21 protein-coding genes are annotated in these 18,334 nt (G+C 71.3%); 3 read left to right on the top strand and 18 right to left on the bottom strand.

What is annotated here, in order from left to right; all coding sequences use genetic code 11:
- Window positions 1–51 precede the first annotated feature (51 nt).
- Window positions 52–1,008, top strand: a complete 957-nt coding sequence (gene pip / locus ACOCMH_RS03400) for a prolyl aminopeptidase (protein WP_427307770.1) — start codon at window positions 52–54, stop codon at window positions 1,006–1,008.
- Window positions 1,009–1,051: 43 nt separating this feature from the next.
- Entirely contained in the window at window positions 1,052–1,705 is a 654-nt protein-coding gene (locus ACOCMH_RS03405) for a glutathione S-transferase family protein (protein WP_427307771.1), read from the top strand.
- Here ACOCMH_RS03405 and ACOCMH_RS03410 read toward each other — a convergent pair.
- The gene (locus ACOCMH_RS03410; protein WP_427307772.1) at window positions 1,663–2,970 is read right to left on the bottom strand and encodes an SGNH/GDSL hydrolase family protein; all 1,308 of its coding nucleotides are present in this window, start codon (window positions 2,968–2,970) and stop codon (window positions 1,663–1,665) included. The genes ACOCMH_RS03405 and ACOCMH_RS03410 overlap by 43 nt on opposite strands.
- Before the next feature lie 134 nt (window positions 2,971–3,104).
- Between ACOCMH_RS03410 and ACOCMH_RS03415 the strand changes: the two genes are divergently transcribed.
- Complete coding sequence (locus tag ACOCMH_RS03415; protein ID WP_427307773.1) at window positions 3,105–4,010, top strand: LysR substrate-binding domain-containing protein; 906 nt, start codon at window positions 3,105–3,107, stop codon at window positions 4,008–4,010.
- A 23-nt stretch (window positions 4,011–4,033) separates the two neighbouring features.
- Here ACOCMH_RS03415 and ACOCMH_RS03420 read toward each other — a convergent pair whose 3' ends face one another.
- The 17 genes from ACOCMH_RS03420 to ACOCMH_RS03500 form a co-directional block, all read right to left on the bottom strand.
- Window positions 4,034–5,251 (bottom strand): cation:proton antiporter, encoded by a 1,218-nt coding sequence (locus tag ACOCMH_RS03420; protein ID WP_427307774.1) that lies wholly within the window; start codon window positions 5,249–5,251, stop codon window positions 4,034–4,036.
- A 21-nt stretch (window positions 5,252–5,272) separates the two neighbouring features.
- Window positions 5,273–5,965, bottom strand: a complete 693-nt coding sequence (locus tag ACOCMH_RS03425; protein WP_427307775.1) for a 4'-phosphopantetheinyl transferase family protein — start codon at window positions 5,963–5,965, stop codon at window positions 5,273–5,275.
- Window positions 5,965–6,414: an excinuclease ATPase subunit gene (locus ACOCMH_RS03430; protein ID WP_427307776.1), complete on the bottom strand. Its 450-nt coding sequence runs from the start codon at window positions 6,412–6,414 to the stop codon at window positions 5,965–5,967. The genes ACOCMH_RS03425 and ACOCMH_RS03430 overlap by 1 nt, the downstream gene beginning before the upstream one ends.
- A 62-nt stretch (window positions 6,415–6,476) precedes the next feature.
- On the bottom strand, window positions 6,477–7,706 hold the full coding sequence (locus ACOCMH_RS03435; protein WP_427307777.1) for a beta-ketoacyl-ACP synthase: 1,230 nt from the start codon (window positions 7,704–7,706) through the stop codon (window positions 6,477–6,479).
- A complete protein-coding gene (gene fabG / locus ACOCMH_RS03440; RefSeq protein ID WP_427307778.1) occupies window positions 7,703–8,434 on the bottom strand; it encodes a 3-oxoacyl-ACP reductase FabG in 732 nt (243 codons plus the stop codon). The genes ACOCMH_RS03435 and fabG overlap by 4 nt, the downstream gene beginning before the upstream one ends.
- The gene (locus tag ACOCMH_RS03445) at window positions 8,431–8,838 is read right to left on the bottom strand and encodes a hypothetical protein (RefSeq protein WP_427308346.1); all 408 of its coding nucleotides are present in this window, start codon (window positions 8,836–8,838) and stop codon (window positions 8,431–8,433) included. Before ACOCMH_RS03445 ends, fabG begins: the two co-directional genes overlap by 4 nt.
- A gap of 59 nt (window positions 8,839–8,897) precedes the next feature.
- Window positions 8,898–10,085, bottom strand: a complete 1,188-nt coding sequence (locus ACOCMH_RS03450) for a beta-ketoacyl-ACP synthase (RefSeq protein ID WP_427307779.1) — start codon at window positions 10,083–10,085, stop codon at window positions 8,898–8,900.
- Entirely contained in the window at window positions 10,082–10,687 is a 606-nt protein-coding gene (locus tag ACOCMH_RS03455) for a DUF3261 domain-containing protein (protein ID WP_427307780.1), read from the bottom strand. Before ACOCMH_RS03455 ends, ACOCMH_RS03450 begins: the two co-directional genes overlap by 4 nt.
- Window positions 10,687–11,916: an NAD(P)/FAD-dependent oxidoreductase gene (locus ACOCMH_RS03460; RefSeq protein ID WP_427307781.1), complete on the bottom strand. Its 1,230-nt coding sequence runs from the start codon at window positions 11,914–11,916 to the stop codon at window positions 10,687–10,689. The genes ACOCMH_RS03455 and ACOCMH_RS03460 overlap by 1 nt, the downstream gene beginning before the upstream one ends.
- 54 nt (window positions 11,917–11,970) lie before the next feature.
- Entirely contained in the window at window positions 11,971–14,361 is a 2,391-nt protein-coding gene (locus ACOCMH_RS03465; RefSeq protein WP_427307782.1) for an MMPL family transporter, read from the bottom strand.
- Entirely contained in the window at window positions 14,354–14,983 is a 630-nt protein-coding gene (locus tag ACOCMH_RS03470) for a LolA family protein (RefSeq protein WP_427307783.1), read from the bottom strand. The genes ACOCMH_RS03465 and ACOCMH_RS03470 overlap by 8 nt, the downstream gene beginning before the upstream one ends.
- Window positions 14,980–15,396, bottom strand: a complete 417-nt coding sequence (locus ACOCMH_RS03475) for an acyl-CoA thioesterase (RefSeq protein ID WP_427307784.1) — start codon at window positions 15,394–15,396, stop codon at window positions 14,980–14,982. Before ACOCMH_RS03475 ends, ACOCMH_RS03470 begins: the two co-directional genes overlap by 4 nt.
- Window positions 15,393–16,397 carry an acyltransferase gene (locus tag ACOCMH_RS03480; protein WP_427307785.1) on the bottom strand — a complete coding sequence of 335 codons (1,005 nt, stop codon included), beginning with the start codon at window positions 16,395–16,397 and terminating at the stop codon, window positions 15,393–15,395. The genes ACOCMH_RS03475 and ACOCMH_RS03480 overlap by 4 nt, the downstream gene beginning before the upstream one ends.
- Window positions 16,394–17,143 carry a glycosyltransferase family 2 protein gene (locus ACOCMH_RS03485; RefSeq protein WP_427307786.1) on the bottom strand — a complete coding sequence of 250 codons (750 nt, stop codon included), beginning with the start codon at window positions 17,141–17,143 and terminating at the stop codon, window positions 16,394–16,396. Before ACOCMH_RS03485 ends, ACOCMH_RS03480 begins: the two co-directional genes overlap by 4 nt.
- Window positions 17,136–17,498, bottom strand: coding sequence for a hypothetical protein (locus ACOCMH_RS03490; protein ID WP_427307787.1), 363 nt, complete (start codon window positions 17,496–17,498; stop codon window positions 17,136–17,138). Before ACOCMH_RS03490 ends, ACOCMH_RS03485 begins: the two co-directional genes overlap by 8 nt.
- The gene (locus ACOCMH_RS03495) at window positions 17,491–18,039 is read right to left on the bottom strand and encodes a hypothetical protein (RefSeq protein ID WP_427307788.1); all 549 of its coding nucleotides are present in this window, start codon (window positions 18,037–18,039) and stop codon (window positions 17,491–17,493) included. The genes ACOCMH_RS03490 and ACOCMH_RS03495 overlap by 8 nt, the downstream gene beginning before the upstream one ends.
- Window positions 18,039–18,302: an acyl carrier protein gene (locus ACOCMH_RS03500; RefSeq protein WP_427307789.1), complete on the bottom strand. Its 264-nt coding sequence runs from the start codon at window positions 18,300–18,302 to the stop codon at window positions 18,039–18,041. Before ACOCMH_RS03500 ends, ACOCMH_RS03495 begins: the two co-directional genes overlap by 1 nt.
- Between the last annotated feature and the right edge of the window lie 32 nt (window positions 18,303–18,334).

Raw genomic sequence — 18,334 nt, forward strand, 5'->3', positions numbered from 1 at the left:
ATGAAGCTACGGCGTACACTGTGGCTCCTTACCCCCTTGAGCCCCGCACCCATGCCCGCCCTGCGCACCCTCTATCCCGAAATCGAGCCCTATGAAACCGGCACGCTGGAGGTCGGCGACGGGCATGTCATCTACTACGAACGCGTCGGCACGCCCGGCGCCAAGCCCGCGGTGTTCCTGCATGGCGGGCCCGGCGGCGGCATTTCCGCGGAGCACCGGCGGCTGTTCGATCCGGCGCGCTATGACGTGCTGCTGTTCGACCAGCGCGGCTGCGGGCGCTCGACGCCGCATGCGGGGCTCGAGGCCAATACCACCTGGCACCTGGTCGACGATATCGAGCGGTTGCGCGGGCTGGCGGGGGTCGAGCGCTGGCTGGTGTTCGGCGGCTCGTGGGGCTCGACGCTGGCGCTGGCCTATGCGCAGAAGCACCCGCGGCGCGTCAGCGAGCTGGTGCTGCGCGGCATCTACACGGTGTCGCAGGCGGAGCTGGACTGGTACTACCAGTACGGCGTGTCGGAGATGTTCCCCGACAAGTGGGCGCGCTTCCAGGCGCCGGTGCCCGAGGCTGAGCGCGGCAACATGATGGCGGCATATCGCAAGCTGCTGACCGGCGACGACAAGGACAAGCAGGTGCAGGCGGCGCGCGCCTGGAGCGTGTGGGAAGGCGAGACCATCACGCTGCTGCCGGACGCCGGCAATAGCGCCAGGCATGACGACGGGCATTTCGCGCTGGCCTTCGCGCGGCTGGAGAACCACTACTTCACGCACCGCTGCTGGCTGGAAGACGGACAGCTGCTGCGCGACGCGCACAAGCTGGCCGACATCCCCGGCGTGATCGTGCATGGCCGCTATGACATGCCGTGCCCGGCACGCTATGCCTATGCGCTGCACCAGGCGTGGCCGCAGGCAGATTTCCACCTGATCGAAGGCGCCGGCCATGCATGGACCGAGCCGGGCATCCTCGACCAGCTGATCGCCGCAACCGATCGCTTCGCCGCGCAGCGGTAGGCGCGCAAAACCCCTGCCACCACATTCACCACCGGAGATCACGATGCAGCTGTACGCGCACCCGTTTTCATCCTATTGCCAGAAGGTCCTCGTTGCGTTGTACGAGAACGCGATTCCTTTCGAATTTCGCATGCTGTCGCCGGAGCACGCCGGCAACATGGACGAACTGGGCCGGCAGTGGCCGCTGCGGCGCATGCCGCTGCTGATCGATGAAGGCCGCGCGGTGTTCGAGTCCAGCATCATTGTCGAGTACCTGGACCAGCATCACCGCGGGCCGGTGCGCTGGCTGCCGGAAGCGCACGACGCCGCGCTGCGGGTGCGCCTGCTTGACCGCTTCTTCGACCAGTACGTGATGACGCCGATGCAGCGCATCGTGGCCGACTACCTGCGTCCCGCGGCGAACCGCGATGCCTATGGCGTGGCCGAGCACCGCAAGCTGCTGGACGCCGCCTATGCCTGGCTGGAGACCGAGCTGGCGGCACGGCAATGGGCCGCCGGCGATGCCTTCACGCTGGCGGACTGCGCCGCCGCGCCTTCGCTGTTCTATGCGGACTGGGTGCAGCCGATCCCGCCGGCATGCGGCAATGTGCGCGCCTATCGCAAGCGGCTGCTGGCGCGGCCGTCGTTTGCACGCGCGGTGGACGAGGCGCGGCCTTATCGTCCGCTGTTCCCGCCGGGTGCGCCGGATCGGGACTGAGCGGCGACGTTTCTCCACACCGCATCCGCCTGCGCCGCCATGGCGCGATAGCCCGCATCGCCCGGATGCAGGTGGTCGCCGCTGTCGAATGCCGGCAGCAGCGCCTGGGGGCGCGCGGGATCCCGCACGGCCGCGTCGAAATCCACCACCGCATCGAACGCACCGCCGTGGCGGATCCAGTCATTGACCGCCAGCCGCACGGCTTCCTTGCCCGGACCGTCATAGCCGCGGATCGGCGTATCGCGCAACGCCCCGGCAAACGGCGTGATGGTGGCGCCGATCACGCGCACGCCGCGCGCATGAGCCGCGGCTATCAGGCGACGGTAGCCCTCGATCAGTTCCGCGGGCTGCGGCACGGCAGCGGCGGGCGCGAAGGTCGAGCCCGGCCAGGCGATGTCGTTGATGCCGATGGCCGCGACCACGGCGCGCACGTGCGGCTGGCTCAGCACGTCGCGCTCCAGCCGCGCCAGCGCGGATACGCCCATGCCGTCGCGCAGCAGCCGGCCGCCGGAGATGCCGGCGTTGAGCACGGCCACGCCATCGGCGGCCAGACGCTGCGCCAGCAGGTCCGGCCAGCGCCGGTTGGTGTCGGGGGTCGAGCCGTTGCCTTCCGTGATCGAATCGCCGAGCGCGACCACGGCACCTGCGCCCGCTGGCGCGTCGACCTGCACCTCGCTCAGCAGCAGGCGTGCGCTGAACGCCTGCGGCGCCGGCAAGCCGGCTTGCGTGGTCGCATCGCCAGCGGCAAGCCACGCGGTCTGGCGGCCGTCCCAATGGAACGATTCGATCTCGGTGCGCTGCGGCAGGTAGAGGCTCAGCGCCAGCTCACGCAATGCCGGCGTGGCGAAGGCAAGCGGGTCGCTGGCCACGGACTGGCCGGCGGGAATCGTCACCGTGGCGCTGCCGCCGAACGTCACGGCGTGGCTGCCGGCAGTGTCGATGCGGCCGCCGCCGTCGTGAGGGGCAAGCTGCGCCGCGCCAACCACGACCGGTTGCCGGCCATAGGGGTTTGACAGCACCACGCGCAGCCGTCCGCCGCCCACGCTCAGCCGCACCACCTGGCGCACCGTCTGGTCCGCCAGCACTGCCGGCACGCCGGTCGGCAACGGCAGCGCATCGGGCTGCCACACCGGCTGCTGGCTGGCCATCCAGCTGGTCAGCCAGGCCCGGTCCTGCAGCGGGGTGGCGATGGCTGCGCTGCTGGTCATGGCCGCTACAAAGGTCAGCGCCGCCACGCGGCGCAGCAAACGGAGATCGGAAAACATGGTCTTGTCCTGGTGGATGGACCGGCTACGGTGCCGGCATGGGACCAAAGTTAGGCCATTCCACCTATGCCAGCTAGCAGGCAAAATGGCATATTGCACATTCCAATCCGGAATGACGAAGAACAAGGAGCGGCATGGACACCATGCGGGCAATGCAGGTCTTCGTGCGCGCGGTGGAGCTGGGCAGCCTGTCGGCGGTGGCACGCGAGCAGCAGTCCACGCAGCCGACCATCAGCAAGATCGTGGCCGCGCTGGAGCGTGACATGGGCGTGCGGCTGCTGGCGCGCAGCACCACCAGCCTGGCGCCGACCGAGGCCGGGCGGCGCTTCTACGAGCGCGCGCGGCGTGTGCTGGACGAATACGGCGAGGCCGTCGGCGAGGCGCGCGGCGTCTCCGGCCAGCCGGCGGGCCGTGTGCGCGTAAGCGCCCCGGCCAGCTTCGGCGTGCTGCGGCTCAACGCGCTGGTGCTGGCGTTCCAGCAGCGCTATCCCGAGGTGGAGGTGGAACTGCTGTTCGACGACCGCTTTGTCGACCTGGTCGAAGCCGGTGTCGATGTGGCGGTGCGGCTGGGCGCCGCGTTGCCGCCGCATGTGGTGGCGCGCCGGATCGCGGTGTCGCAGCGCTTGCTGGTGGCCGCGCCGGGCTACCTGGCGCGGCATCCGAAAATCCGGCAGCCAGCGGACCTGGAGCGCCACCAGATTCTGCGCTTTACCTGGCTCGCCGCGGGCGAAGAGATCGTGCTCGACGGTCCCGGCGGGCAGGCGCTGGTGAGCGCGCCGTGCCGCTACCGCGTCAACAACTCGCTGGCGATGCGCGAGAGCTTTCTTGCCGGCGCCGGCTTTGGCATGACGCCGGCATGGCTGGTGCAGGACCTGCTCGACAGCGGCGCGCTGCGGCGGGTGCTGCCGCGCTGGCGCGGCCCGGCGCAGGAAGCCTTCCTGGTCTGTCCGTCGCGGCGCTACCAGCCGGCGCGGGTGCGGGTGTTGCTGGACTTTCTGGCGGGCGAGATTGCGGCGCTGCCCGGCTTCGCGCCGGCTTAGGGCAGCACATTCAGGACAGCACCTCAGGGCAGGCGCCCGCGTGCCACCAGCATCGTCAGCGGCCGCGCGAGCAGCGTGCTGGCCAGCGCCATCAGCAGCAGCCCGGAAAACGCCGCGGTGCTGAGGATGCGCGCGTCCAGCAGCACCGTCAGCACCACCACCTCGACCAGGCCCTTGGTCTGCAGCAGTGCGCCCAGCGCCAGCGCATCGGGCCAGCCAAGCCCGGCGCGGCGGGCGGGCAGCGCCACGCCGGCCATCTTGCCGGCGACCGCGACCACCAGCGACAGCGCCGCGATCCACAGCGTCATCGGATTCTCCAGCGAGATCTCGGTGCGCAGCCCCGCGGCGAGGAAGAAGAACGGCAGCAGCACCACCACCGTGACCGGCTCGAGCTGCTGGCGCACGCGCTGCGCCGCGCGCGCCGGCCATGCCAGCCCGGCGACAAAGCCGCCCATCACATGGTGCAGGCCGGCCAGCTCGCCCAGGAATGCCGAGACCAGCACCAGGCTCAGCGCCATCGCCAGCAGCAGCTCGGTTTCCGGCGCGCGCCGGCGCAGCAGCCAGGCCAGCGCGGGGCGCACCACCAGCAGCATGAATGCCAGGTAGGCCGCGGCGCGGATGGCCACGGCGAGGATGCCAGCGCCGTCGTGGCCGCCGTGCTGCAACAGCACCAGCGTCAGGAACAGCCACACCCAGGCATCGTTGACGGCGGCGCAGCGCAGCGCCAGCTGGCCCAGGTGCGTGCCGGTCAGGCGCATCTCGCGCAGCAGCGCGCCCAGCACCGGCAGCGCCGTAACCGCGGTGCAGATGCCCATCGCGCCGGCGAACCACGCCGGGCTTGCCAGCGCGCCGGCCACCGGCCAGCCGGCGGTGACCATCCACCAGCCCGCCGCGGCCCCGAGTGCGAACGGCGCCGCGATGCTGCCCAGCGAGATCTGCACGGTCGCGCGCCAGTGCGCGGGCACGCCGCCTTCGCGCAAGTGCAGCCCCGTCAGGAAGCAGAACAGCGTCACCGCCAGCCATTGCAGCCCAGACAGCATCGGCAGTCGCTCGGGCCCGAACAGCGCGGTCCAGCCGCGCGGCGCCAGCGCGCCGAACACCGACGGCCCCAGCACGATGCCGGCCAGCACCTGCACGCCGACCAGCGGAACCATCGCGCGCAGGCCGGCACCGCGCCACAGCAGGTAGGGCAGCGCGACCACCAGCATCGCCTGCAGGAAAAAAATGCTGACGCCGTTCATCGGGCCATCCATGGTTTCGGTTCAGGACTCGGCCGGGGCGCAGGCACCGGCCCGCAGCAGGCGCCAGTAGCGCGGGGCGGCGGCCATCTCGGCGAGGTCGAGGCTGGCCACGTCAGCGGCGCACAGCGCCAGCACATGACCGTCATGGAGCCAGGTACAGGCATCGGCGTGCAGCGCGCACGACGGCACGAGGGTCAGCGCATGACCCAGCATGGTGGCGAACAGGGCGCCGCCATGGCGCTTGATGCCGGCTTCCTTCAGCGTCCACGCGTGCGCAAACCGGTGCACCGCGTCAGCCTGCCCCACGTGGGCGGCGAGCGCGGCGCGCTCGGCCTCGGTGGTGATCGCCGCATAGAGGGCGTCCAGGCCCTTGCGCGGCCGCACCGGCTCCAGGTCCAGTCCCAGCACGTCGCGGCCCACCGCGCACGCGACCAGTTCCTGGCTGTGCGAGATCGACAGGCTGGCGGGCACCGGGCCGCAAGCCCGCGGCGGCGCGTCTTCACCATCGCTCAGCGACCAATCCTGCCAGCCGCCGCCGAAGGCGCGCGCCAGCAGCATGCGGGCCAGCCAGCGGCCGGCGACGAACTGCGCGCGCCGCCGCGTGGCCGGCATGCCGGCCAGGCGCGCGCGTTCGCCTGCCGACATCCACGACTGCGCGTCGGGCGCCTGCGCGGCAAGCGCGCTCACGCTGCCCAGGCGCAGCCAGGCCGTCATTACGGCGCAACCTTGGCGTAGGTGCCCTTCAGCGCCACGCCCACCACCACCGCGCCGGCGTGGCATTCATAGTCGGTCGGGCTCGCGACCTCGTTCTTCTTGTAGTAGCTGACGATGTCGACGACCGCGTTGGCGCCCTTCGACTTGGCCGTGTCCTGCAGCGCGATCAGCGCCGACAGCGCGGCCCAGCGGCAGCCGTCCTCGTCGCTCTTGCCCACGCCGTTGGTCTTGCGGTTGGACACGCCCGAGTCGATCCGGTCCAGCACCTTCGGCGTCTTCTGCCCGGCCAGGTAGAAGCGGAACGAGTCGTCGAGCTTTTCCTTGGCCTCCGGCATGTTGAGCACTTCCTGCAGCGGCAGCATGTACTTGGTGTCGCGGGCCATCGCGGGGGTGGCGAGCAGGGCGCCGGCGCAGAGCGCCAGGGTGGCGGCGGACAGAACGGGCTTCATAGATCTTCCTTCTTCTGGTTGGTATGCGGTTGGCAATCTAGAAAGGACTTCGGCACAGCACTTCAGTCTTCCCAACGGCGGAACACCAGCGAGGTGTTGATGCCGCCAAAGGCGAAGTTGTTGCTCATCACGTAGTCCGCGGCGAACTCACGCGGGGCCTGCATGATGTAGTCGAGCGGCGCGCAGCGCGGATCCGGGCTGCGCAGGTTCAGCGTGGGGGCAAACCAGCCATCGCGCATCATCTCGATGGTCATCCACGCTTCGAGCGCGCCACAGGCGCCCAGCGTATGGCCCATGTAGCTCTTGAGCGAACTGACCGGCATGGCGGCGCCGAACACGGCGTGGGTGGCGTGCGACTCGGCCACGTCGCCGTGGTCGGTGGCGGTGCCGTGCGCGTTGACGTAGCCGATGCGCGCGGGGTCCAGGCCCGCGTCTTCCAGCGCCAGCCGCATCGCCACGGCCATGGTCTCGGCCTTGGGCTGGGTCACGTGCGCGCCGTCGCTGTTGGTGCCGAAGCCGACGATCTCGGCCAGGATGCGCGCGCCGCGCGCGCGGGCGTGCTCCAGTTCTTCCAGCACCAGCGTGCCGGCGCCCTCGCCCAGCACCAGGCCGTCGCGGCCGCTGTCGAACGGGCGCGGCGTGGTGTGCGGGGTGTCGTTGCAGGTGCTGGTGGCGAAGAGCGTATCGAACACGGCCGCCTCGGTGGCGTCGAGCTCTTCCGCGCCGCCGGCCAGCATCGCCACCTGGCGCCCGCTGCGGATCGCTTCATAGGCGTAGCCGATGCCCTGGCTGCCCGAGGTGCAGGCGCTCGAGGTGGTGACGATGCGCCCGGTGATGCCGAAGAACACGCCGATATTGACCGCCGTGGTATGGGGCATCATGCGGATATAGGTGGTCGCGCTGATGTCCTCGGTGGTGCGCTCGCTGCGCATGCGGCCGAAGTCGGCGACCGCCTCCGGCGTGCCGGTGGACGAGCCGTAGGCGATGCCGAGCCGGCCGCTGCGCAGCAGCGCGTCGCCCAGCAGGCCCGCGTCCTGCAACGCGGCTTCGCTGGCCAGCACCGACATCAGCGCCACCTTGCCCATCGAGCGGGTCAGCTTGCGCGTGTAGTGCGGGGGCAGGGTCAGCGGCGGCACGGGCGCGCCCAGCAGCGTGTTCAGGCCCTTGATGCCCTCCCATTCCGGCATGCGCACCACGGCGCTGCGCCCCGACGCCAGGAAGCCGCGCACGGCCGCCCAGTCATTGCCCAGCGCGCTGATGGCGCCGGCTCCGGTGATGACGACGCGCTTCACCCGAACATCCCCCCATTGACCGAGATCACCTGCCGCGTGATATAGCCCGCATCCGGCGACAGCAGGAAGGCCACGGTGGCGGCGACTTCCTCGGGCGTGCCCATGCGCCGCGCCGGGATCATGCGCAGCGCTTCGTCGCGCACGTGCGGCTCGACCATGTCGGTGTCGATCAGGCCGGGCGCCACGCAATTGACGGTGATGGCGCGCTTGGCCAGCTCGATCGCCAGCGCCTTGGTGGCGCCGATGATGCCGGCCTTGGCCGCGCTGTAGTTGGCCTGGCCGCGGTTGCCCACCAGCCCCGACACCGACGACAGCGTGACGATGCGGCCCGGCTCGCGTCGCTGCACCATCGGCATCACCACCGGGTTGAGCACGTTGTAGAAGGCATCGAGGTTGGTATGCACCACCTCGTCCCATTCGGCGCCGGTCATGGCCGGAAAGGCGGCGTCGCGCGCCAGGCCCGCATTGCACACCACGCCGTAGTAGCAGCCATGCGCGGCGATATCGGTCAGCAACGCGCTGGCGGCGTCTTCGCGGCGGGCCACGTCGAAGCACAGCACGCGCGATTTGCGCCCGCACGCGCGCACCGCGTCGGCGACGGAGTCGGCCTCGTCGCGGCGCGCACGGCAGTGCACCACCACGTCATAGCCGTCGCGGGCCAGCCGCAGGGCAATGGCGCGGCCGATGCCGCGGGACGAACCCGTGACCAGCACGGTCGGATTACTCATGGCTGTTGTCCTTGCAGAAAGGCCTGCGCATCGGCAGGCTGGAACACGGAGACATTGGCGCGGGCGACCTCGCGGCCATCGAGCGCCAGCCGGCAGGCAAACTGGCCCAGGCCATTGTCGCCGGTCAGTTCGGCCTGCACGCTGATGGTCAGCGCGCTGCCCAAGGGGAACGCCGGCACCTCGCACTCATAGCGGCGCGACCCGAGCAGGAAGCCGATGCCGGGCGGCCGGCCGGCGCGGCGGTCGCGCATGCCGGCCCAGGCGGCGATGGCCTGCGCCATGTATTCGATGCCGACCCAGGCGGGCATGCCCGCCGCATCGGTAAACAGCTGCGCCGGCCGTACCGTGGCGCGCACCGTGCAGCGCTCGTCGTCGGCGTGCAGCAGCGCGTCGAGCAGCAGCATCGCGCCGCCATGCGGCACCACCTCGGCAACGGGCGGCAAGGGATCCAGGTCTTGCACGCTCAGCCCTCCCCCAGCACCAGCACGCCGTTGCTGCCGCCAAAGGCGAACGACAGGCTCATCAGATGGCGCGGCGCGCGCCCGAGCGCGCTGCCCGGGGCCGCCACATGCAGCGCCGGCAGCGTCGGGTCGGCGACGCCGTCCCACCAGTGCGGCGGCAACTGGCCACGCGGGTTGCCCGCCAGCGTCAGCCACATCAGCGCGGCTTCGATCGCGCCGGCCGCGCCCAGCGTGTGCCCGGTCAGCGGCTTGGTCGAGCTGACCGGCACCTCGCGGCCCAGCACCGCGGCCACGGCATGCGCTTCCATCACGTCGTTGGCGGGGGTCGCGGTGCCATGCAGGTTGACGTAGTCGATGTCTTGCGCGCCGATGCCGGCGCGCGCCAGCGCCTGCCGCATCGCCAGTTGCGCGCCCTTGCCGTGCGGCTCGGGCGCGGACATGTGGTAGGCGTCGGAGGATTCGCCCCAGCCCGCCAGGCGCACCGGACCGGCCTCGCGCGACATCAGGAACAGTGCCGCGCCTTCGCCGATGTTGATGCCGTTGCGGTTGGCCGAGAGCGGATTGCAGCGCGCCGCGCTGACCGACTCCAGCGAAGAAAAGCCGGCCACGGTAAACGCGCACAGCGTATCGACGCCGCCGGCCAGGACCACGTCCGCCAGCCCGTGGCGCAGCAGCCGCGCGCCGGCCGCCAGCGCCTTGGCGCTGGACGAGCACGCGGTCGAGATCGTGTACGCCGGCCCGGTGGTGCCGAGCGTGGCGGCGAGGAAACTCGCCGGCGAGCCCAGTTCCTGCTGGCCGTAGTGGTAGCCAGGCGGCAATGCGCCCGCGTTTGCCAGGGCCTGCAGCGCCAGTTCGGCCTCGCGCATGCCAGAGGTGCTGGTGCCGAGCACGATGGCCACGCGGGCGGGGCCGACGTGGCCGATGGCATCGTCCACGGCGGGGCGCACCTGCGCCAGCGCGTCGAGCAGCAGCGCATTGTTGCGGCTGCGGTGGCGCGCATCGGCATGCACGGGCACGGCATCGTCGGCAAGATCCCTGACCGTGCCGAGCTGCAGCAGGCGGCCGGGGCTGTAGCGATCGGTGACTTCGCCGCCCGCCGGTGCGTCGGCCTGCCACATGGCGGCGCGCACCGCGTCCGGTCCGCGCCCGAGCGCGCAGCGGATGCCGACCGTGTTGAGATAGGCCGTCATGCGGCACCGCCCGCGTTCGCGCGCGCATTCGCGTCTGGCGCGGCGGGCAGGTTGCGGATGGTCAGCCGGTAGCCGTCGCGGTGCTGCACGAACAGCGTGGTGGCGGGGTCGGGGAAGCGGATCTCGGCCACGGTCTCGCTGCCCTGGCGCAGCTGTCGCAGCGCAGGGGTCGCCTCGAGGCTCCAGCCCGCCGGCAGCGCCGTGCGGATGGCCGCGGCCGGCCACAGCGCCAGCTGCAGGTCGCTCAGTATGCGTTCGGGCTCCAGCTCGGCCGGTGCCCAGGGCGCGCGCGTGACGTGCAGTGTGGTGCCGTCCCAGTCCAGCCGCGCCAGCACCTGGCCGCCGCCGACGGCGGCCAGGCGCGTGCGGGCGGCATCGGCCTCGAGCAGCGCCAGAAGTTCGCGGCGCTCGGTGCGGCCCTGCACCGTGAACTCGACGGTGATGTGCTGCTGCAGCTTCAGCTCGCGCTGCAGCGACGCCGGCGGCAGGCGCAGCAGCGCGCGCGCGGCCGGTGCCGGGTGTTCTGGAGCAGGGCCGGGCGCGGCGCAGCCCGCCGCCAGGGCGGCGGCCAGCGCCAGCGCGGACAAGGTGGCGCGCTTCATCAGACCCTGCAGAATTCTTCCAGCACCGCCAGCCGGCGGCGCGGTTCGGCGACGAAGGGGTTGTCGCGGTCCCAGGCATAGCCGGCCAGGATCGCCGAGATCATGTTGCGGATTTCCGGGGTGGCGTTGGGATGGAAGATCAGTTTCTGGAAACGGCCTTCATACCAGGCTTCGACAAACACGCGGAAGCAGTCCACGCCGGCCTTGAGCGGTCGCGCGAAGTCCTGCTCCCAGTCGACGGTCTCGCCGGCCAGCTGGCGTACCAGGCATTGCGCCGCCAGGCTGGCCGACTTGAAGGCGATGGTCACGCCGGACGAGAACACCGGGTCGAGGAACTCGCCGGCATTGCCGAGCAGCGCGTAGCCGTTGCCCCACAGCGATTTCACATTGGCCGAGTAGCCCGCGATCTGGCGCGCCGGGGTATCCCATTGCGCATCGGCCAGCAGCTTTGCCAGGCCCGGCTCTTCGGCCACCAGCGCCTGCAGCCGCTCGGTGTCGGTGCCGGTGTAGCGGTCCAGGAACGCTTTCTCGGCCACCACGCCTTGCGAGCAGCGCCCGTCGGAGAACGGGATGGTCCAGTACCAGACGTCCTGGTGCTGCGGATGCACGCTGATCAGGATCTTGTTGCGATCGAAGGTGCCGGTCAGGATGCGGTCTTCCACGTGCGTGAAGATCGCGCTGCGCACCGGGAAGCCCGACGGCGTTTCCAGCCGCAGCAGGCGCGGCAGGATACGACCGAAGCCCGAGGCGTCGAGGAGGAACCTGGCGCGCACGGTGTAGTGGCTGCCGTCCGGCGCGCGCACGGTGACTTCGGGCTGCGCGCCGCTGACATCGACGTTTTCCACCCGGTGCGAGAAGCGCACCTCGGCGCCCTGACGCTCGGCCTCGCGGATCAGCACGTGGTCAAAGCGCGCGCGCTGGACCTGGTAGGTGGTGCCCCAGCCCGGCGAGAACTTCTCGCGGAAGTCGAACGCGGTCTGCTGCGTGCCGCGCGCGAACGCGGCGCCGTTCTTGTACTGGAAGCCGGCCTCCACCACCGCGCGCAGCATGCCCGCTTCCTCGATATAGGCCATGCTTTGCGGCAGCAGGCTTTCGCCGATCGAGAAGCGCGGGAAGGTTTCCTTTTCGATCACCAGCACCGGAATCCCATGCTTGCGCAGCAAGCCGGCAGCGACCGAGCCCGCTGGCCCGGCGCCGATGATGACGACATCCGTGGTTTCCGTTTTCATAAGCTTCGAATTCCGTTCATAGATTGCAGGTTTGGGCGCGAATGCCGGCGGTGCTCAGTGCCCGTCATGCGCAGCGCCTGCCGGCGCCTGCGGCCGGAACCACGGCGACAGCACCCAGACCGCGCCGACCCCGGCCAGCATGGTGACGCCGAACGCATGCAGCGCCGGCGTGGACGACAGCGCCAGCAGGCCGAACGCCAGCAGCGTACTGGCCGCGCCCAGCACGATCGCGGTCCACGATACGCCATCGCCGGGATGTTCCAGCAGAAAGATGCCATAGTCGACGCCGACGCCCAGCAGCAATGCCAGCGCCAGCACCGGGAACAGCTGCAGCGGAACCTGCAGCCAGCCCAGCAGCGCCACGCTGAACAGCGCCGCGAGCAGGGTTGGCACCAGCGCTCGCCACGCGGCGTGGCCATAGCGCCAGGCTAGCAGCACGCTGACGGCCACGGCGCCGGCCAGCAGCAGCCAGGTCATCAGCACGCGGTAGTGGTGCAGCAAGCCGGACAGGTCCGCGACCCGGTCGACCCATTCGACGCCGGGCACGCCGGCCACGGCAGCCTGCACCTTTGGCATCGTCCTCGGGTCGTCCAGTCCGCGCAGCAGCATCACGCTGGCGTAGTTGCCGTCCTTGCCTTCGCGGCCGAGCCAGAGGTGGCGCAGGGCCGCGGAGACCGGATGGGCGAGCCACGCCTGCAAGGTCAGGGCCGACTGTGCGTCCGCCATGCCGCGCGCCGCTGGCGTACCGGCTCCGGTCATCTGCCCGACGCGCTCGCGCACCTGTGCCTCCAGCGGCGCGGCCAGCGTCGCATCGGCGCGCTGGCGGGCCGCCGACGGCACCCAGTCGGACAGCGCGACCAGGCCGCCCAGTCCGCCCTGCGCGACCATGCCGGCCAGCGCCGCCTTGGCGGCTTCCTCGCGCTGCAGCACCTGCTCGGCGGACGCGCCGCGCACCAGCAGGAACTGCGCCGGGCTGGGGCTGCCGAGCAGGCGCCCGGCGCTGCGCTGCGCCGCGATCAGCGCGGGCGGTGAGCTTTGTAACTGGCGCACGTCGTCTACCACCTTCACTTGCCACAGGCCAGGCACGATAAACGCCGCCAGCGCCGCCAACAGCAACAGGGTGCGGCCATCGGCGCGCACGCGCGGCCAGCGTGCCAGGCTGTCGGCCAGCCCCGCCGACAACCGCGTGGGCCGCAGGCTGCCGCGATCGAGCAGCGGGAACCACAGCACCACCGTCAGGAACGCCGCCAGCAGGCCCACCGCCGAGAACAGCGCCATTTGCCGCAGCCCCGGGAACGGCGCGATCCCCAGCGCCAGGTAGGCGACCACGCTGGTGGACAGCGCCAGCGCCATGCCGGGCAGCAGCCGGCGCATCACGCCGGCCGGCGTGCGCCGGCCATCGGCCTGGCGAGTCACGAAGTAGTGGATGCCATAGTCCTCGGCCACGCCGACCAGGCTGGCGCCGAACACCAGCGTGATCAGGTGCACGCGCTCGAACACGGCGGCGGTCACCGAGATCGCCGCGGCGGTGCCGACCAGCAGCGACAGCGCCACCAGCACGATCGGTCGCAGCGAGCGGAATGCCAGCCATACCAGCAGCAGCACCGCGGCCAGCGAGCCCAGGCCGATCACGTTCATTTCGAAGCTGGCCTGCGCCGCCGCGGCTTCGGCATGCAGCGGGATCCCGGCCATCACCACGCGCACTGTGTCCTGCCCCGCGCGTGCGCTGGCGTCGGCGCGAGCCAGCAGGTCGGCATAGTCGGTATCGCCGCTGACCGAGAACGCGGACTTGCCGATGCGATAGGTCAGCAACACCCACTGCAGGCCATCGGCCTGGAAGGCTGCCATGCCGTCGCGCTCGCGCACGCGGGTCAGGTCGGCGCGCGACAGCCACCAGTCCGGCCACAGCCCGAGCGGATCGGCGGACCAGCCCGACAGGCCGGCGCCGACCGAAAACTGGTACAGCCGCGCCAGCGCCTGCTGCGCCAGCGTGTCGGCATCGGCGCGGCCCAGCATGGCGCGCTGGCTATCGGTCAGCAGGTGCGCGCGCCAGGGGCGGTAGAACGCCAGCGCGGCATCGAAGTCGAACGCGGCGATCCGGTCGACCGGGCGCAGCAGCGCGGGTTGCGCGCCGGTGCTCTGGCCGAAGCGCTGCGCGGCGGCCTTGGCCTGCTGCCAGTCGGGCGCGCCGACCAGCACGATGATCTCGCGCGAGACGCTGTCGGCCAGCTGGCGCAGCACGCGCTCGGCGGTGGCGGTGCGCTCGCTGCCGGGCAGCAGCGCCATCACGTCGGTGTCAATGCGGGCGCTGCGCCAGAAGCTGGCCTGGTGCACGGCGATGCCGACGACGATGGCGAGCCAGGCGAACGCCAAAGCGCGCGCCAGCGGCGCCATGCCGGCGGCGGCGCGGGTCCCGGTGGTGGTGCGGTGGGCCGAATCACTCAAAGCGCTGCGCCTCCGCGGCGGACAGGCGCGGCGCGGCCGCGGGATCGATCAGCCGGATGCGGGTGGCATCGCCGCCGGCCTCTTCCAGCCGGATGTTGCGCACGAAGCGGTCGCCGGCCAGCTCGATGCGCGCGAAGGCGCGGCGGATGCCGCCGTCGGTCGGCGTCAGGGTCATCGACCAGCCGTCCTTGCCGGCCAGGCGCGCGTCGATGGCAAAGCGGCCAGACAACGCCGACAAGTCGCCGCGCAGCACCGCGATCATCGATTCGCCGACGACCCGCATGGCCGGCTGCGCATCGGCCGCCAGGCGCTGCTGCACCTGGCCATCGGCGCCGCGCACCACCAGCTGCGCGGGCGTCACCAGCAGGCTCGACACGATCGGCTCGCGCGTGATCCAGGCCAGGCCGCGGTCGCGCGCCAGCACGAAATCCCCGCGCGAGACCAGCGGCTGGGCAAAGCCCGCCAGCTGGCGCTGCTGCTCGAAGCGGCCACGGATCACCGGCGCGTCGGCCAGCCGCGCGGCAATGGTGTCCAGCGCCGGCGTGGACGGGGCAGCCTGCGCCGGCAGCGCGGGCAGGCAGGTGGCCAGCATGGCCGCGGCCAGCCAGGTGCGGCGCTTCATCGCTGCACTCCCAGCCGCTGCCACAGCACCGGCGGGCACTCGTAGCACATCTCGCCGTTGCGCATATCCACTGCCACCTGCACCGTGTAGCCCTTGGTCAGCCGTGCGCCGGTGGCCGCATCGCGCACCAGGTAATCGATCCTGAGCCGGTTCTCCCACTCGACGATGGTCGCGCGCACGGTCACGGACTGGCCGTACACCAGCGGACGGACATAGCGCAGGCGCAGGTCGACCACGGGCCAGGCGTAGCCGGAATCGCGCATCGCGGGATAGTCGTAGCCAAAGCGCGCCAGCAGCGCGCAGCGCGCGTGCTCCAGGTAACGCACATAGTTGCCGTGCCACACCACGTCCATCGGGTCGAGGTCGTGGAAGGCGGGGCTCAGGGTGATCTCGTGGCTCAGGTCTGGGGTCATGGCACGGTGGGTTTCGATCCACCCGGCGCGCGCGCGGCGCTGGCGTCGGGGTCGGCCCAGAAATCGTAGAAGTTGAACCAGTCATAGGGCGACAGCAGCAGCAGGTCGGCCAGCCAGTCGGCATAGGCACGGGCGTGGCCGGCCAGCGCCTCGGCGCGGCCCGCGCGTGGCAGGCGCACGGTGCGTGCCAGTTCGGTAAAGCGCAGCAGGTGGCCATTGCCATGGCGGATGCAGCCCATCGCGAACAGCGGACAGTCCAGCAGCGCGGCCAGCACGTAAGGACCGACCGGAAAGCGCGCCGGCGCGCCCAGGAACGGCACCGTGACGGCGCGCCCGCCATGGGCCGGGGCGCGGTCGCCGGCGATGGCGACAAACTCGCCGGCGCGGACCTTGTCGGCCAGGTCCTGCGCGGTGGCCGGCGAGATCTCGTCAACCTGGTACAGCTGCAGCGTCGCGCCGGGATCGATGCGTGCCAGGATGCGGTTGAAACGCTGCGCATGCGCGGTATGCACCAGCACCGTCAGGCGCAGGCCGCGGCGATGGCGCGCCAGCACGCGGCACAGCTCCAGGCAGCCCATATGGGCGGTGACGATGATGCCGCCCTGGCCGCTCTCGATCTGGCGCAGCATCACCTCGGCGCCTTCGCGCGTGACGTTGCCGAAGGCATAGCGGCCGCCGATCGCCAGCAGCTTGTCGAGCAGCGTGTCGGCAAACGCGTACAGGTGGCGTAGCGTCTGGCGCGCGCCGGGAGCAGGGCTGGTGGTGCCGGCCACGCGATGCACGCGGCGCAGGTAGTCGCGCGAGGCGCGGCGCGCGGCGCCGTGCGCAAGCCAGTAATACGTGACCACCGGGTACAGCACCGCGCGGAAGGCCGCGCGCCCGCACAGGCGGTGGATCGCGTACAGGCACCATACGCCCCAGACGCAGGTGGCTTCGCCGATGCGGCTCCAGTGGCGCGGCGCGGGCGCGGCGTCGCGCGCGGCGGGGGCGCTCGTGCTCATGCCAGCTTGCGTCCCAACAGCACCGGCAGGCGCCGCAGCATGCCGAAGAACAGGCGCGTGTGCATCCACGAGATGCGCAGGTTGTCACGCCAGACGCGGAAGTGCGAGACGCCGTCGCTGGGGTAGGTCACCGGCGTGGGGATATTGAGGATGCGCACCCCGCGCCAGACCAGCCGCACCAGCACCTCGATGTCGAATTCCATGCGCGGGCCGATCCGCGCTGCGCGCGTCAGCGCCACCACCTCGGCCAGCGGATAGACGCGCAGCCCGCACATCGAATCGCGCACCGCGAACGACAGCGTATGGACCCAGACCCACACATGGGTCAGGTAGCGGCCCACCAGCCGCCCGCGCGGCACCGAGGCGTCGTAGACCGGGTTGCCGCACACCATGGCCTGCGGATGCCGGCGCGCCATGTCGATGAAGGCGGGAATGCAGCCGGCATCGTGCTGGCCGTCGGCGTCGATCTGCAGCGCATGGGTGTAGCCGGCGCGCCAGGCGGCTTCGAAGCCGGCGGTCACGGCCGCGCCCTTGCCCTGGTTCCGTTCCAGCCGGACCAGCGTGATGCGGCCAGCCTCGCGCGCGGCGAGTTCGCGCAAGACCGCCGCGCAGGCGGCGTCGCTGCCGTCGTCGACCAGCAGGCACGGCACCGGGTGCGCCAGGATCGCCGCGACCATGGCGCCGATGGCTCGCTCGTGGTTGTAGACCGGCACCAGCACCACGGGCCGGAACTCGGCGTCAGCCATGTTCGCTCCTGAAGATGATGCGGCCACTGGCGTGCGCGCCCGCGGCCGAGCTCAGCCGGAACGCCAGCGCCTGCCTGGCCGGCTCCCAGGCCAGGTCGAGCCGCACCTGGGTGCCAGGCCGGATGATGGCCTGGAACTTCAGCACCTCCAGGCGCAGGAAGCGCTCGCGCGGCGGCACCGGCAGGCGCTGCGGTGCCAGCGCCATGGCCCAGTCGACCTGGGCCACGCCGGGCACGATCGGCGTGCCGGGAAAATGCCCGTCGAACACGGCCAGGTGGGCTCCCACGTCGAGCATGGCCGCGGCGGCGTGCCCGCTGCTTTCGATCCACACGGCCTGCGGCAGGGTCTCAGTCATGCCGGCCTCCGGCCATCGCGTGCCGGCGCACCAGCCATTCTCCGGCGAACATGGCGCCGATCAGCACATAGGCAATGGCGCCGTTGTACAGCGCCCAGACCCGGTCGCTGGCAAACAGCGCGGTGCCGGTGGCGAGCGCGCCGTTGACGCAGAAGAACACGCACCACGCCGCAGTGACCTTGCGCGTGTAAGCCACGCCCGCCGGCGGCAGCGCCGGTTCGCGCAGGCGCGCGATGCGCTCCACCACGCTGGGCCCGCGCCACAGGCTCAGGCCGAACACGGCCAGCAGCACGGTATTGACGAGCGCCGGGTACAGCTTGAGCGGCAGCGCCGCGCCGGAGGCGAACACCACCAGCGCCAGCGCGGCCGCGGCCAGCGCCAGCGGGCGCCAGCCCGGGTGGCGCACGGCCGCCAGCCGCAGCGCCAGCAGCGCCACCAGCAGCAGCGCCACCAGCCGCGGCGGCCAGTACTGCAGGCCGACATAGACCGCCACCGGGTAGCACAGCGTGAGCGCGCCGAGGGTCCAGCCGCGCCACGACATCAGGCCGTCGCGGCGGAACCGGAGTCGATCAGCAGCGCCAGCGCCTGCACCACGTCCTGGACGGTGCGCACCGACTTGAACTGTTCGGGCTTGAGGGGTTTGTCCAGCATCGGCTTCAGCTTGACCAGCAGGTCGACGGCGTCGATGCTGTCGATATCGAGGTCCTCGTAGAGCCGGGCTTCCGGCCGGATGCGCTCCGCTTCGATTTCAAAGGAGTCCTGCAGAACTGCCGAAACGCGCGCAAAGATGTCGTCGTGGGTCATGGCCATGCCTACCAGCTTGAAGGGTCAGGGTA

Origin of the sequence: Cupriavidus sp. H39 (genome assembly GCF_050271075.1) — a bacterium.
Lineage (GTDB): Bacteria > Pseudomonadota > Gammaproteobacteria > Burkholderiales > Burkholderiaceae > Cupriavidus > Cupriavidus necator_B.

What these genes read in the sequence shown, in the direction of transcription:
- pip (WP_427307770.1), top strand. Translation starts at nt 52, where the DNA reads ATGCCCGCCCTGCGCACCCTCTATCCCGAAATCGAGCCCTATGAAACC.
- ACOCMH_RS03405 (WP_427307771.1), top strand. Translation starts at nt 1,052, where the DNA reads ATGCAGCTGTACGCGCACCCGTTTTCATCCTATTGCCAGAAGGTCCTC.
- ACOCMH_RS03410 (WP_427307772.1), bottom strand. Translation starts at nt 2,970, where the DNA reads ATGTTTTCCGATCTCCGTTTGCTGCGCCGCGTGGCGGCGCTGACCTTT.
- ACOCMH_RS03415 (WP_427307773.1), top strand. Translation starts at nt 3,105, where the DNA reads ATGGACACCATGCGGGCAATGCAGGTCTTCGTGCGCGCGGTGGAGCTG.
- ACOCMH_RS03420 (WP_427307774.1), bottom strand. Translation starts at nt 5,251, where the DNA reads ATGAACGGCGTCAGCATTTTTTTCCTGCAGGCGATGCTGGTGGTCGCG.
- ACOCMH_RS03425 (WP_427307775.1), bottom strand. Translation starts at nt 5,965, where the DNA reads ATGACGGCCTGGCTGCGCCTGGGCAGCGTGAGCGCGCTTGCCGCGCAG.
- ACOCMH_RS03430 (WP_427307776.1), bottom strand. Translation starts at nt 6,414, where the DNA reads ATGAAGCCCGTTCTGTCCGCCGCCACCCTGGCGCTCTGCGCCGGCGCC.
- fabG (WP_427307778.1), bottom strand. Translation starts at nt 8,434, where the DNA reads ATGAGTAATCCGACCGTGCTGGTCACGGGTTCGTCCCGCGGCATCGGC.
- ACOCMH_RS03445 (WP_427308346.1), bottom strand. Translation starts at nt 8,838, where the DNA reads ATGCTGCTGCTCGACGCGCTGCTGCACGCCGACGACGAGCGCTGCACG.
- ACOCMH_RS03450 (WP_427307779.1), bottom strand. Translation starts at nt 10,085, where the DNA reads ATGACGGCCTATCTCAACACGGTCGGCATCCGCTGCGCGCTCGGGCGC.
- ACOCMH_RS03455 (WP_427307780.1), bottom strand. Translation starts at nt 10,687, where the DNA reads ATGAAGCGCGCCACCTTGTCCGCGCTGGCGCTGGCCGCCGCCCTGGCG.
- ACOCMH_RS03460 (WP_427307781.1), bottom strand. Translation starts at nt 11,916, where the DNA reads ATGAAAACGGAAACCACGGATGTCGTCATCATCGGCGCCGGGCCAGCG.
- ACOCMH_RS03470 (WP_427307783.1), bottom strand. Translation starts at nt 14,983, where the DNA reads ATGAAGCGCCGCACCTGGCTGGCCGCGGCCATGCTGGCCACCTGCCTG.
- ACOCMH_RS03475 (WP_427307784.1), bottom strand. Translation starts at nt 15,396, where the DNA reads ATGACCCCAGACCTGAGCCACGAGATCACCCTGAGCCCCGCCTTCCAC.
- ACOCMH_RS03480 (WP_427307785.1), bottom strand. Translation starts at nt 16,397, where the DNA reads ATGAGCACGAGCGCCCCCGCCGCGCGCGACGCCGCGCCCGCGCCGCGC.
- ACOCMH_RS03485 (WP_427307786.1), bottom strand. Translation starts at nt 17,143, where the DNA reads ATGGCTGACGCCGAGTTCCGGCCCGTGGTGCTGGTGCCGGTCTACAAC.
- ACOCMH_RS03490 (WP_427307787.1), bottom strand. Translation starts at nt 17,498, where the DNA reads ATGACTGAGACCCTGCCGCAGGCCGTGTGGATCGAAAGCAGCGGGCAC.
- ACOCMH_RS03495 (WP_427307788.1), bottom strand. Translation starts at nt 18,039, where the DNA reads ATGTCGTGGCGCGGCTGGACCCTCGGCGCGCTCACGCTGTGCTACCCG.
- ACOCMH_RS03500 (WP_427307789.1), bottom strand. Translation starts at nt 18,302, where the DNA reads ATGACCCACGACGACATCTTTGCGCGCGTTTCGGCAGTTCTGCAGGAC.